This window comes from Mesorhizobium sp. M0166 (assembly GCF_040322255.1).
Classification (GTDB): Bacteria; Pseudomonadota; Alphaproteobacteria; order Rhizobiales; family Rhizobiaceae; genus Mesorhizobium.
In genome coordinates, this window is sequence record NZ_JAMYTD010000003.1 from 187,058 (window position 1) to 199,945 (window position 12,888).

The 12,888-nt window shown below is 62.2% G+C and carries 10 protein-coding genes; 5 read left to right on the forward strand and 5 right to left on the reverse strand.

All coding sequences use genetic code 11. From position 1 onward, the window contains the following. Nucleotides 1-25 precede the first annotated feature (25 nt). On the forward strand, nt 26-700 hold the full coding sequence (locus NKJ46_RS05555) for an alpha/beta hydrolase (protein WP_352662858.1): 675 nt from the start codon (nt 26-28) through the stop codon (nt 698-700). 9 nt (nt 701-709) lie between these two features. Here NKJ46_RS05555 and sthA read toward each other — a convergent pair whose 3' ends face one another. Continuing rightward, nucleotides 710-2,098 (reverse strand): Si-specific NAD(P)(+) transhydrogenase, encoded by a 1,389-nt coding sequence (gene sthA / locus NKJ46_RS05560; RefSeq protein WP_352662861.1) that lies wholly within the window; start codon nt 2,096-2,098, stop codon nt 710-712. A gap of 211 nt (nt 2,099-2,309) precedes the next feature. Between sthA and NKJ46_RS05565 the strand changes: the two genes are divergently transcribed. From NKJ46_RS05565 to NKJ46_RS05575, 3 genes are all read left to right on the forward strand, one after another. Further along, on the forward strand, nt 2,310-2,780 hold the full coding sequence (locus NKJ46_RS05565) for an RDD family protein (protein ID WP_352662864.1): 471 nt from the start codon (nt 2,310-2,312) through the stop codon (nt 2,778-2,780). A gap of 138 nt (nt 2,781-2,918) precedes the next feature. Further along, entirely contained in the window at nt 2,919-3,683 is a 765-nt protein-coding gene (locus NKJ46_RS05570) for an arginyltransferase (RefSeq protein ID WP_023717252.1), read from the forward strand. 123 nt (nt 3,684-3,806) lie between these two features. Further along, nucleotides 3,807-4,703 carry a DMT family transporter gene (locus tag NKJ46_RS05575; RefSeq protein ID WP_352662867.1) on the forward strand — a complete coding sequence of 299 codons (897 nt, stop codon included), beginning with the start codon at nt 3,807-3,809 and terminating at the stop codon, nt 4,701-4,703. On the opposite strand, the gene NKJ46_RS05580 is transcribed toward NKJ46_RS05575, so the two are convergent. Together NKJ46_RS05580 and parC are read right to left on the reverse strand one after the other, a co-directional pair. Beyond that, complete coding sequence (locus tag NKJ46_RS05580) at nt 4,691-5,911, reverse strand: AI-2E family transporter (protein WP_352662870.1); 1,221 nt, start codon at nt 5,909-5,911, stop codon at nt 4,691-4,693. The genes NKJ46_RS05575 and NKJ46_RS05580 overlap by 13 nt on opposite strands. 250 nt (nt 5,912-6,161) lie before the next feature. Beyond that, nucleotides 6,162-8,414 (reverse strand): DNA topoisomerase IV subunit A, encoded by a 2,253-nt coding sequence (gene parC / locus NKJ46_RS05585; protein ID WP_352662873.1) that lies wholly within the window; start codon nt 8,412-8,414, stop codon nt 6,162-6,164. A 369-nt stretch (nt 8,415-8,783) separates the two neighbouring features. Between parC and NKJ46_RS05590 the strand changes: the two genes are divergently transcribed. Continuing rightward, entirely contained in the window at nt 8,784-9,977 is a 1,194-nt protein-coding gene (locus NKJ46_RS05590; RefSeq protein ID WP_352662876.1) for an aq_1923 C-terminal domain, read from the forward strand. Nucleotides 9,978-10,053: 76 nt separating this feature from the next. On the opposite strand, the gene aspS is transcribed toward NKJ46_RS05590, so the two are convergent. Both aspS and NKJ46_RS05600 read right to left on the reverse strand, forming a co-directional pair. Continuing rightward, nucleotides 10,054-11,844 carry an aspartate--tRNA ligase gene (gene aspS, locus NKJ46_RS05595; RefSeq protein WP_352663359.1) on the reverse strand — a complete coding sequence of 597 codons (1,791 nt, stop codon included), beginning with the start codon at nt 11,842-11,844 and terminating at the stop codon, nt 10,054-10,056. A gap of 214 nt (nt 11,845-12,058) precedes the next feature. Further along, nucleotides 12,059-12,883, reverse strand: coding sequence for a carbohydrate ABC transporter permease (locus tag NKJ46_RS05600; protein WP_352662879.1), 825 nt, complete (start codon nt 12,881-12,883; stop codon nt 12,059-12,061). Nucleotides 12,884-12,888: the final 5 nt, after the last annotated feature.

A 12,888-nucleotide genomic window follows, 5' to 3' on the forward strand; every position in this document is an offset into this window, starting at 1 on the left:
AACGCGAAATCAAAAGGATGTGACGATGGCCGAGGAGAGCCTCGAAGACGGTATTTTGCAGGAAAATTCAGGCTTTTTCTACCGGCTACATCGACCCGCCAATCTACCCGGTGACTGGCTGTTCCTGCTGCATGGATCGGGTGTAGACGAGACGACCTTGCTGCCGCTTGGTCGGCAAATCGCGCCGCATGCGGCGCTGGTTGCGGTCCGTGGCCGCATCCCTCAGGAGGACGGGTTCCGCTGGTTCACGCGAATCACCCCGACGCGTTTCGAACAGGCCAGCATCCATGCTGAGGCGGACGCATTCGCGGGCTTCGTCGACGGCATCGCGAAGCGCCGCCGCTTCGATCTCAGCCGCGCGACCTTTGTCGGTTATTCGAACGGCGCCAACCTGATCTCGAGCGTCATGCTGCTGCGTCCGGGCCTGATCGAGCGCGCCGCATTGCTGCGTCCGATGCCGGTGCTCGACGAGGTGCCGCCGGCAGACCTGTCGAAGGCGCGAGCGTTGATCATCGCCGGCGCCGCAGACCTGACCTACGCGGCATTCGCGCCGGCGCTGGCTGCTCTACTGAGCTCGCATGGCGCCGAGGTCGAGACCCACACCACTGCCTCCGGCCATGAAATCGGCGATCCGGACGCCGAGATCGTCAGGCAATGGCTGGCGGATCCTGCAGTCGCCGTTGCAGCGTCAGATCGATGAGCCTCGAGGCTACGCTCGCCCCATGCGGTTCCAGGCGTCCAGCCCGGCGATCTTGTAGGCCTCGGCCAGCGTCGGATAGTTGAAGGTGTTGTTGACGAAGAAGTCGACAGTGCCGCCGAGATTGATCACCGCCTGGCCAATGTGTATGAGTTCGGTCGCGCCCTCGCCGACAATGTGGGCACCGAGCAGACGGCGTGTTTCGATCGAGAACAGAAGCTTCAGGAAGCCGGTGTTGACGCCCATGATGTGGCCGCGCGATGTCTCGCGAAACCGCGCCACGCCGACCTCGTAGGCAGCACCGCTCTCGCGCACCTGCTCCTCCGACTGGCCGACAGTGGAGATTTCCGGCACGGCGTAGATGCCGTAGGGAAAGGTTTCGGGCGGCGGCGGCAAGGGCACGCCGAACGCATGGCAGGCGGCCACCCTGCCCTGCTCCATCGAGGTCGAGGCCAGGCTCGGAAAGCCGATGACATCGCCGGCGGCATAGATGTTGGGCGCGCTGGTCTGGAACGTTTGCGGATCGACCTTGATGCGGCCCCTGGGATCGGCCTCGATGCCGACCGCTTCCAACCCCAGGCTGCCGACATTGCCGGTACGCCCTGCAGCGTAAAGCACGATCTCGGACCGTATGGTGCGGCCGTCGGCCAGCGTCACCTCGGCGTGGTCGGGTTTCGAGGCGATCTCCTTGACGGCGCTGCCTAATCTGATCGTCATGCCGCGGTCGCGCATCTGATGGATAAAGTCGTCGACGATCTCGCGGTCGACGAAATCCAACATTGTGTTACGCGGCTCGACCAGCGTCACCGGCACGTCGAGCGCCGAAAAGATCGTCGCATATTCGACCCCGATAACGCCGGCGCCGATCACCGTCAGCGTGCGCGGCAGGCGGTCGAGTTCCAGCATCTCGTCGCTGTCGAAGATCCGTGTCTTGTCGAACGGCACGTCGCGCGGCCGGTGCGGCCGGGTGCCGACCGCGATCAGCGCATGGGCGAAGCCAACCTCGCTGTAGTCGCCGGTGTCGGTGGTCAGGCTGACCTTGTTGGGGCCGAGGAATTTTACCGCGGCGCGCGCACTCTTGACCGTGTTCCGCATGAACTGGTGCTGCAGCACCTCGACCTCATGGTCGAGCGTCTTGTGCAGGCGCTCGACCAGATCGCCGACCGAAATGTCCTGCTTGACGCGGTAGCCGCGTCCATAAAAGCCGCGCTCACGCCAGCCGGAGAGGTTGAGCACCGTCTCGCGCAACGTCTTCGACGGTATGGTGCCGGTATGCACCGACACGCCGCCGAGACGCCGGCCCCTGTCGACCACCAGCACCGACTTGCCGAGCTTGGCCGACTGCACCGCGGCGCGGCGCCCGGATGGGCCGCTGCCGATGACCAGCATATCGTAGTCCATGTCGCCCCGTCCCCTCGGCTCGGCGCCCTTTGTTGCGCCGCAGCAAGCTAACGCTATCCGCGCCATGAATTCAACAAGTCAGACGGCACCAGACGCTCCGTCGCCATCTACACGGCGGCGAAAGGCTCGATCTTGATTCCGCCGGGAACCTTCACCATTTCACCAAGAAGCGGCCCGTGCCTTAACCCGGGTTCGATTACGAGGAAATGACATGAACGCTCGCGTTCTCGATGGCGAAATCATCACCAGCAGGCTCGAAGATGTCCGCGCCTATGAGGGCGTGCGCACGCGGCGCATTCTCGCCTTCGTCATCGACTATTTCATCGTCGCGCTGCTCACCATTCCATTCGCGATCCTGGTATTCTTGTTCGGGCTGTTGACGCTCGGCCTCGGCTGGATGCTGTTTTCCATTCTCGTGCCGGCCGTCGCCATCCTCTACATCTGGAACACGCTCGGCAGTAAAGACCAGGCCACCACCGGCATGAAGATGATGGGCATCCGGCTCGACCGACTTGACGGCAGCCCCATCGACGGGCTGACCGCCGTCGTGCATTCGGTGCTGTTTTGGGCCGGCAATGTCATCCTTTCACCGCTGGTCCTGCTGGTGAGCCTGTTTTCCGACCGCAAGCGCACGCTGCACGACCTGCTGCTCGGCACCGTCGTCAGCCGCAGCGGCCTCTGAGCAGACTTTTGAAGCGCGGCCGCAGCCTTTGCGCACAAATGTGAAGACGTCCAATCAACCAGGCTTTCACAATCCTGTTGAATTTTTCGGCGTCCGCGCCAAAGGTAGAGCGATTCGCAGGAGTGTTTCCAAGGCTCGATGACGCAGCACCCGACCCAGTCGCCGCAGTTTTTTCTGACCGCGCCCTCGCCATGTCCCTATCTCGAGGGCCAGTTCGAGCGCAAGGTGTTCACACACTTGGTCGGCGACAAGGCCCCCGAGATGAACGATCTGCTGACGCAGGGCGGTTTCAGGCGGTCGCAGAACATCGCCTACAGGCCGGCCTGCGAGACCTGCCGCGCCTGTGTGTCGGTGCGCATCCTGGCGCAGGAATTCACCGCCAGCCGCAACATGAAACGGGTCATACAGCATAATTCGGATCTGGTCGGCGCCATGCACGACGCCGAACCCTCCACCGAACAGTATTCGCTGTTCCGCAGCTATCTCGACGCCCGCCATCGCCGTGGCGGCATGTCCGATATGACCGTGCTCGACTACGCCATGATGGTCGAGGATACCCATGTCGACACCAAGGTCATCGAATACCGTCGCCGCGGACCCGACAGCTTCATCACCGGCAAGGGCCAGGGCGAACTGATCGCCGTGGCCCTCACCGACAAGATGGCCGATGGCCTGTCGATGGTCTATTCCTACTTCAACCCGGACTTCGAGGACCGTTCGCTCGGTACCTTCATGATCCTCGACCACATCGCCCGCGCCAGGGCGATGGGCCTGCCCCATGTCTACCTGGGCTACTGGGTCAACGGCTCGCGCAAGATGAATTATAAGATGCGCTTCCAGCCGCAGGAGCATCTCGGCCCGAAAGGCTGGGAACGCTACAATCACGAAGCGGTTTCGCGCTGATTCCTGCCTTCGGTATTCACCCTTAAATTGTTTCGAGGAGGATGCCCGCTGGGCTTCCGGCCGATCGGCTGGAACACCGGGCGGGTCAATTTTGCGCCTCCAAGCCTACGCGAGAATTGCCGCATGTCTTCCCACAATGACCACCAGAGAGGCCTTCTGATCACCGCCATCGGCGGGCTTACGCTGACCGTCGACATTCCGCTGATCCGGCTCGCCGACGGCGAGGCATGGACGATCCTGCTGTTGCGCACCGGCACAACCTTCGTCGCCACACTCATCATCTGGGCCGTCTGGCGCTCGCTGAGCGCAAAGGCACCGCAGCTTATCCCGGGCTGGTCAGGGCTCATCGTTGCCGGCCTCTACGGGCTCGGCTCGATCGCCTTCATCACCGGCGTCTACAGCACCTCGACAGCTAACCTCGTTTTCATCCTGGCCTTCACAACCATGTTCGCGGCCCTTTTGTCATGGCTGTTCCTGAAGGAGAGGCCACGGCCGCTGACGCTTGCAGCGCTGGCGTTAATGATCGTCGGCGTGACGATCATTGTCGGCGATTCCGTCGGAACCGGACATCTCTTCGGCGACCTGATGGCGCTATGCTCGGCTTTCATGATCGCAGCGGCCATCACCATCTCGCGTGCCAGCGGCAAGGATATGGGTTTCACGGCGCTGATCGGAGTGGTCCTGCCGCTGGCCGTCGCCAGCCTGATGGTTTCCGAGGTGGGTTTTCATGTCAACGCGCCGTGGTGGATCGTCTTCAACGGTGCCGTCATCATGCCGATCTCGTTCTTCTGCCTCGCCAACGGCCCGAAATACATCTCCGGGCCGGAGGTGGCGATGTTCTACCTGCTTGAAACCGTGCTGGCACCGGTCTGGGTGTGGATGATCTTCGCCGAAACGCCGTCGCGCAACAGCCTGATCGGCGGCGCGATCCTAATCATGACCTTAATCGGCCATTCGCTCTGGCAGTTGCACGAGGGGCGCAAACGCCGCGCCACGTTCGCCGTCAGTCACCCGGCCTGATTCTTTTTCGCGGTGGCGCGTTCGGCGACAATTTCGATCTGCGGCGGCGCGTCATCGAGCGCCGCCGGTTCGGCGGCAACGAGCTCATCGGTCAGTTCCACCTCGCGCAGCCATTCGCGCCAGATTGCGACGAGCAGGGCCATCAGCACCGGGCCGATGAACAGGCCGAGAAAGCCCATTGTCTTGACGCCGCCGATCAGGCCGAAAAAAGTCGGCAGGAAGGGCAGCTTTATCGGCCCGCCGACCAGCTTCGGGCGCAATGTCTTGTCGACGATGAAGAGTTCGACCGCACCCCAGACGAACAGCGCCAGCCCCGCCATCGGCGAGCCGCTGGCGGCGAGATAGATCGAGACCAGCGTGAAGGACAGCGGTGCGCCGCCGGGGATCAGCGCCATGATGCCGGTCAGCGCGCCGAGCGTCACCGGCGACGGCACGCCGGCCAACCAGTAAGCGATACCCAGTACCAGCCCTTCGCCGATGGCGATAACGGTCATGCCGGTCACCGTCGAGGAGATCGTCGCCGGCACCACGCGTGAGATCCGCTCCCATCTGGCCGGCAGGATGCGTTCGCCGAGGCGATCGACCTGTCCGGCGAAATGCTCGCCGTCGCGATAGGCGAAGAACAGCGCGATCATCATGAACAGCAGCGTCAGCAAAAGGCCGAAGGCGCTGCCGCCGGCGGCAAGCACGCCGCGATAGATGCTGCCGATATTGGCGCCACTGATCAGCTGGATCAGTTCGCCGATGCCGCCGGGGTGGCCAACGTTGACCGTCCATTGTTCATTGAGCCATTCGCCCACCACGGGCATGGTGGCGATCCAGTGCGGCGTCGGCGCACCGTAGCGGTTGGTCTCGATCGCCCAGTTGACCCATTCGCGCACCTCATTGATGGCGTAGGTGCCGGCAAGCGCGATCGGCACCACCAGGAAGGTCAGGATGAACAAGATCGCAAGCGTCGCCGCAATCGTGCGGTTGCCGCCGACGCCGGCGAGCAGCCGCCGATAGAGCGGCCAGCTGGCGAAAGCGATCACCAGGGCGGCAAGGACCGGAAACAGGAAGCCGTGGAAGAAATAAACGCCGGCGGCAACGATCAGCACCAGGAGCCAGCGCGCCGCCGAGAGCGGTGGAATGACAGCGGCCCTGAGCGGCGTCGACAGGCCAAACAGGCGCTGCTGCCGCTCCGGCTTCTGTATCCTGACTTCCTTCAAGCGCCCAACTCTCCCTGGCCCATCGCATGGCTTATGCACTGATATAGTGCAGCAATCGTGACGACATTCCAAATGTTTGGGTGCAGCTGCTAATCTCCCCCCTTGAGGGGGAGATGGCCGGCAGGCCAGAGGGGGTCGCCGCGCGTGAGACGCCAGCCTCCTCTGTCTGCGATAAGGGTCGCGTCTGGATGTTCCGATCCCCTCTGTCGCCTTCGGCGACATCTCCCCCTCAAGGGGGGAGATTACCGCTTCACCCGAACTTGCCAGTCCTCGGGAATCCCTTCGGCACCATGCGGCCGGCCGAGGCGCGGGCGCCGATCCATTCGGCAAGCTCGTCACGCGATTTGATGAAGGTGCGGTCTGCCGAATCCTGCCAGGACAGGCCGCTTGCGAGCGTGAAGGTCTTGAGGTCGAGAACACCGCCATCCTTGTACTTCTGCAGGCGCACGCCCTTGCCGCGCCCCATCTCCGGGATCTCGGCCAGCGGGAACACCAGCATCTTGCGGTTCTCGCCGACAATGGCGAGATGGTCGCCCGCGACGCTCACGCAGCGCTGGGCCTCGTCGGGCGCCTTGACGTTCATCACCTGCTTGCCCTTGCGGGTGTTGGCGACAACTTCCTCTTCCGGCACGATGAAACCGTTGCCGTCATGCGACACCAGCAGCAGCTTGCGCTTGGGATCATGGACGAAGGCGGTGACGATATCCTGGTCGTTGTCCATGTCGACGATGATGCGGATCGGCTCGCCATGGCCACGCCCGCCCGGCAGACGGTCGGCGCCGATTGTGTAGAACTTGCCGCCGGTGGTGAAGACCAGCACCTTGTCGGTCGTCTGGGCGTGGAAGGCGAGCTTGAGGCTGTCGCCTTCCTTGAAGGTCAGGGCCGAATGGTCGGTCAGATGACCTTTCATGGCCCTCAGCCAGCCCTTTTCTGACACGACGACGGTGACCGGCTCGCGCTCGATCATGGCATGGGCGATATCGGTCAGGTCATGTTCGGGTGCATCTGCGAACTCTGTGCGTCGCTTGCCGATCTCGGTGTCAGGCCCGTATTTCTGGCGAACGTTGGCGACTTCCCACTTGATCGTCGCCCACTGCTTGGCGTCGGACGCAAGCAGTGCCTCGATCTGCTTCTTCTCGCCGGTCAGGCCATTGAATTCCTCGCGGATTTCGAATTCCTCGAGCTTGCGCAGCGCCCTCAGCCGCATGTTGAGGATGGCTTCAGCCTGGGTGTCGGTGAGTGACCAGCGGGCCATCATCACCTGCTTGGGCTCGTCCTCCTCGCGGATGATCCTGATCACCTCGTCGATGTTGAGGTAGGCGATCAAATAGCCGGCGAGGATCTCAAGCCGCCTTTCGATCTCGCCGAGGCGGTGCTTGGAGCGGCGGATCAGGACGTCGCGGCGGTGCTCCAGCCATTCCTTGAGCACACCTTTCAGCGACAGCACGTTCGGCACCTTGCCGCGCGACAACACGTTCATGTTGAGCGGAAAGCGGCTTTCGAGCTCGGTCAGCTTGAACAGCGATTCCATCATGATGCCGGGATCGACCGAGCGGCTCTTCGGCACCAGCACGACGCGGATGTCCTCGGCGCTCTCGTCGCGGATATCCTCGAGCAGCGGCAGCTTGCGCGCCATCAAGAGCTCGGCGATCTTTTCGATCAGCCTGGCCTTCTGGACGCCGTAAGGGATTTCGGTGACGACAATGTTCCAGGTGCCCCTGCCTTGGTCCTCCTGGTTCCATTTCGCCCTGACGCGAAAGCCGCCGCGGCCGGTTTCATAAGCTTCGAGGATCGAGGCACGACTATCGACGATAATGCCGCCGGTTGGGAAATCCGGACCTTGTACGAAATCCATCAGCTTGGTGACGGGCGCATCCGGATGATCGATCAGGTGAAGCGCGGCGTCGCAGAGTTCGGCCGCATTGTGCGGCGGAATCGAGGTCGCCATGCCGACGGCGATGCCGGACGAGCCGTTGGCGAGCAGGTTCGGGAAGGCGCCGGGCAGCACCGCCGGCTCCTCGTCTTCCTCGTTGTAGGTCGGGCGGAAATCGACCGCGTCCTCGGTGATGCCTTCCAAAAGCAGCGTCGACACTTCGGTCATGCGCGCTTCGGTGTAGCGCATGGCGGCGGCATTATCGCCGTCGATATTGCCGAAATTGCCCTGCCCGTCGACCAGCGGGTAGCGCATCGAAAAATCCTGCGCCAGCCGCACCAACGCGTCGTAGATCGACTGGTCGCCATGTGGATGGAACTTGCCCATCACCTCGCCGACGATGCGGGCGCATTTGGCAAAACCCTGGTCGGGGTTAAGCCGCAACAGGCGCATGGCATGCATGATGCGACGATGCACCGGCTTCAACCCGTCGCGCACATCCGGCAGCGCCCGGTGCATGATGGTCGACAGCGCGTAGGCGAGATAGCGCTCTTCCAGCGCCTTCTTCAGATCGACCGGCTCGATATTGTCGCCGCCGCCAGTTTCAGGCGGCAAAAGCCTTTTTCCCATGGGCTGGCACTAGCCGAGCGGGTGATTCGCGGCAAGAGGCACCGGTATGCGTGCTCCTAAAGCGCATAGCGTTCTACCGGCCCCATGCGACGCTTTAGGTCCTGTTTTGATGCATGTCGTTATCGCAAAACCGCTGCACATTTTTGCGCGACATCCATTATGCAACAGGAATTGGAAGCGTCGCGACGCCGGCCAACATCAATCCGTTACATCCTGCTTCTATCGCAAGCCTGATGGATCGGGTTTGCCTTTGGCCGCGATTTTCGACCATTGTGCCGAGGCCCGCCTTTTTCCGGTCCAGTTCGTCACCGAATGGTGACGACGCGACGATTTGAAAAGAATTTCAGGACACTCTCAGGGGAGCTCTCGATGACGATCAGACACTCGACACTTATTAAAAGACTGGCTTTTTCGACCTTTTTGCTGACGCTGCCGCTGAATGCGGCGTTCGCGCAGGATACCGCGGTCGCCGACCGGCTGAAGGCTGCCCTCGCCGCCCAGGGCGTCGACCTCTCCTGGACCGGAGTAACCGGCGACACTTCCAGCATGGTTCTGCAAGGCGTAGCGGTCAAACCGGCGGCCGAAAAGGAGGCGCTCAAGATCGGCGACGTCAAGCTCGAAGGGGTGACCGAAGCCAATGGCGGCTATCAAATCGCGACCGTATCGACGTCGCCGTTCGAACACAGCGAAGACGGCGTCACGCTCAATCTCAGCCCCTTCGTCATCCACGACATGACGGTTCCGGCCGAAGGCGCAACCGGTCCGCTGGGCTCGCTGATGATGTACAAATCGGCGGAGCTAGAAAACATGACCGTCAAGGTCGCCGACAAGACAGCGTTCTCGATGGACGGGCTTGCCATCGCAATCACGCCGCCGGCCGACGGCAAGGCCATGGAGTTTTCCGGCACTACGGAAAAATTCACTGCCGACCTGACCCTGGTCGAAGATCCGAAGTCCAAGGAAGTCATCAACGCGCTCGGCTACCAGAACATATCAGGCAATCTTGAGATGGAAGGCACCTGGCAGCCTACCGACGGCAGGATGGACTTGTCGAAATACGAAATATCGGTCGACAATGCCGGCACTCTCGGCATGACCTTCGATCTCGGCGGCTACACGCTGGACGTCATCAAATCAATGCAGGAGATGCAGAAGAAGATGGCAGCGCAGCCCGAAGGCGCCGACAATTCCGCGCAAGGCATGGCCATGCTCGGGCTGCTGCAGCAGCTTTCGTTCAACAGCGCCTCGATCCGCTTCGACGACGATTCGCTGACCAAAAAGGTGCTCGATTATGCCGGCAAGCAGCAAGGCATGTCCGGCAAGGACATCGCCAACCAGGCCAAGGCGATCGTACCCTTCGGCATGGCGCAGCTCAACAATCCGGAACTGACGGCGCAGGTTTCGGCCGCGGTCAACAAGTTCCTCGACGATCCGCAAAGCATCGAGGTCTCGGCCGAGCCGCCGGCAGCGGTGCCGTTCGCGCTGATCATGGCGGGCGCCATGTCCAACCCGCTCGACCTGCCGAAAACGCTCGGCGTGACGGTTACGGCGAACGAAGACTGACCGAGATCCCAAAGCAAAAGCCCGGCAGCGATGCCGGGCTTTTTCATGACTCAACAGAACCGGTTCGGAGCGTTTCCTAAAGCTCTTTCTTCGTCGCCACGACGCGCAGCGACAATTCGCGAAGCTGCTGCGGGCTGGCTTCCGACGGCGCGTTCATCAACAGATCGTAGGCCTGCTGGTTCATCGGAAACATTGTCACTTCGCGCAGGTTCCTTGCGCCGACCAGAAGCATGACGACGCGGTCGATGCCGGCCGCCATGCCGCCATGCGGCGGCGCGCCATACTGGAAGGCACGGTAAAGGCCGCCGAAGCGTTCCTCGACCGTTGCGCGGTCCAGCCCGACGGTTTCGAAGGCCTTGACCATGGTTTCCGGCAGATGGTTGCGGATGCCGCCCGAGGCGATCTCGAAACCGTTGCAGACCATGTCGTACTGGAACGCCTTGATGCCGAGCAGATCCTCGCCGTTAAGCGCATCGATGCCACCTTGCGGCATCGAGAACGGATTGTGCGCGAAGTCGATCTTCTTCTCCTCCTCGTTCCATTCGAAGAACGGGAAGTCGACGATCCAGCACAATTCGAAGCGATCACGGTCGACAAGATTGAGCTCCTCGCCGGCGCGGGTGCGCGCCGCTCCAGCGAAGGAGACGAATTTCTTCGGATCGCCGGCGACGAAGAAGGCGGCATCGCCATCGGCAAGGCCGAGTTGTTGGCGGATCGCCTCGGTGCGCTCCTCGCCGATGTTCTTGGCCAGCGGCCCGGCGCCTTCAAGCTTCTCGCCCTCCTTGCGCCAGAAGATATAGCCCAGCCCTGGCTGGCCCTCGCCTTGCGCCCATGAGTTCATGCGGTCGCAGAAGGCGCGCGAACCGCCGGTCTTGGCCGGAATAGCCCAGACCTCGGCCTTCGGATCGTTGGCAAGGATGTTGGCGAATACCTTGAAGCCGGAATCGCGAAAATGATCGGAGACGGCCTGCATCTCGATCGGGTTGCGCAGGTCCGGCTTGTCAGTGCCGTATTTGCGCATGGCGACATCATAGGCGATGCGCGGAAACTTCTGCGTCACCGGCTTGCCGGCGGCAAAGGTCTCGAACACCCCCCGCATCACCGGCTCCATGGTGGTGAACACATCCTCCTGCTCGACGAAGCTCATCTCCACGTCGAGCTGGTAGAATTCACCCGGCAGACGGTCGGCGCGCGGGTCCTCGTCGCGGAAGCACGGCGCAATCTGGAAGTAGCGGTCGAATCCGGACACCATGATCAGCTGCTTATACTGCTGCGGTGCCTGCGGCAGCGCGTAGAAAGTGCCGGGGTGGATGCGCGACGGCACCAGAAAGTCGCGCGCCCCTTCCGGCGACGAGGCGGTCAGGATCGGCGTCGAGAATTCGGTGAACCCGACCTCGCCCATCAGCTTTCGCATCTCGGCGATGATTTTCGTGCGCGCGACGATATTCTTGTGCAGCGTGTCGCGGCGCAGATCGAGGAAGCGGTATTTGAGGCGGATGTCCTCCGGGTAATCCGGCTCGCCGAAGACAGGCAGCGGCAATTCCTTGGCCGCCGACAGCACCTCGATCTCGCGCGCGAAAATCTCGATCTCGCCGGTCGGCAAATTGGGGTTCACGGTGTCGGCGAGGCGCGCCTTGACCTCGCCGTCGACGCGGACGACCCATTCGCCGCGCAGCGTCTCGGCAATCTTGAAGGCGGGCGAATCCGGATCGGCGACGATCTGCGTCAGGCCGTAATGGTCGCGCAAATCGATGAACAGCAGGCCGCCATGGTCGCGCACGCGATGCACCCAACCCGACAGGCGCACGGTCGAGCCGACGTCCGCCTTCCTCAATTGGGCACAGGTATGGCTGCGGTAACGATGCATTGTCATTCTTAAAGTCCGGATGTTGGGTTGCGGCCAAGGCATGATGGCCCAGCCTGAAAATTTGCGCGAAAAGCACATGAGAGGGTGCATTTGTCAAGGCAAGCGGCGGCCGGGTCGAGTTAGCGTTCTTCCCGTCCCTGTCCCACCGGCATCAATTTATGCCAGAGGCGTTAACCTGAGTTCGCTGCTCCGTGCCGGCAGTTCAACTATGCACTCACCCCTTCACCCCGCCCGCCGTGAGACCGGAGATGATCTTGCGCTGGAAGATCAGGACAAGGACGACAAGCGGCACGGTGACGATCACCGATGCGGCCATGATGTTGCCCCACGGGATCTCGAACTGCGAGTTGCCGGAGAGCAGCGCGATCGCCACAGGCACGGTTCGCTGCTCGTTGCTGGAGGTAAACGTCAGGGCAAACAGGAACTCGTTCCACGCACCGATGAAGGCGAGAAGCCCGGTGGTCGCCAGCGCCGGCCACATCAGCGGCAGGAAGACGCGGCTGATGATGATCCAGGGCGTGGCGCCATCGAGGATTGCCGCTTCCTCCAGCTCGATCGGCAGGTCGCGAACGAAGGCGGTGAGCACCCAGACGGTGAACGGCAAGGTGAAGATCATGTAGGACAAGATCAGCGCGAACGGCGAATTGTAGAGGCCGAAGGTGCGGATCAACTCGAAAAGACCGGCAAGCACCGCCAATTGCGGGAACATCGAGACGGACAGGATAATGAGGAGCAGAGCCGAGCGGCCGCGGAAGCGGATGCGCGCCAGCGCATAGGCGGCGGTGACGCCCAGGAACAGCGAAATGACGACAACAGCGCTCGAGATGAACAGCGAGTTCACGAGGTTGCGCAGGAAGGTCCCCTCGGTGAACACGGTCCTGTAGTTGCTGAAGGTAATCGTCGTCGGCCAATAGTCGATCTGGAAGAGCGCCGTCCCCGATTTCAGGCTGGTGATGATGGCATAGTAGAACGGGAACACCGCGACCACGACGATGACGGCGACGAGGAGGTAGAAGGCCGTGCGCTTGACGATCCACATGGTCA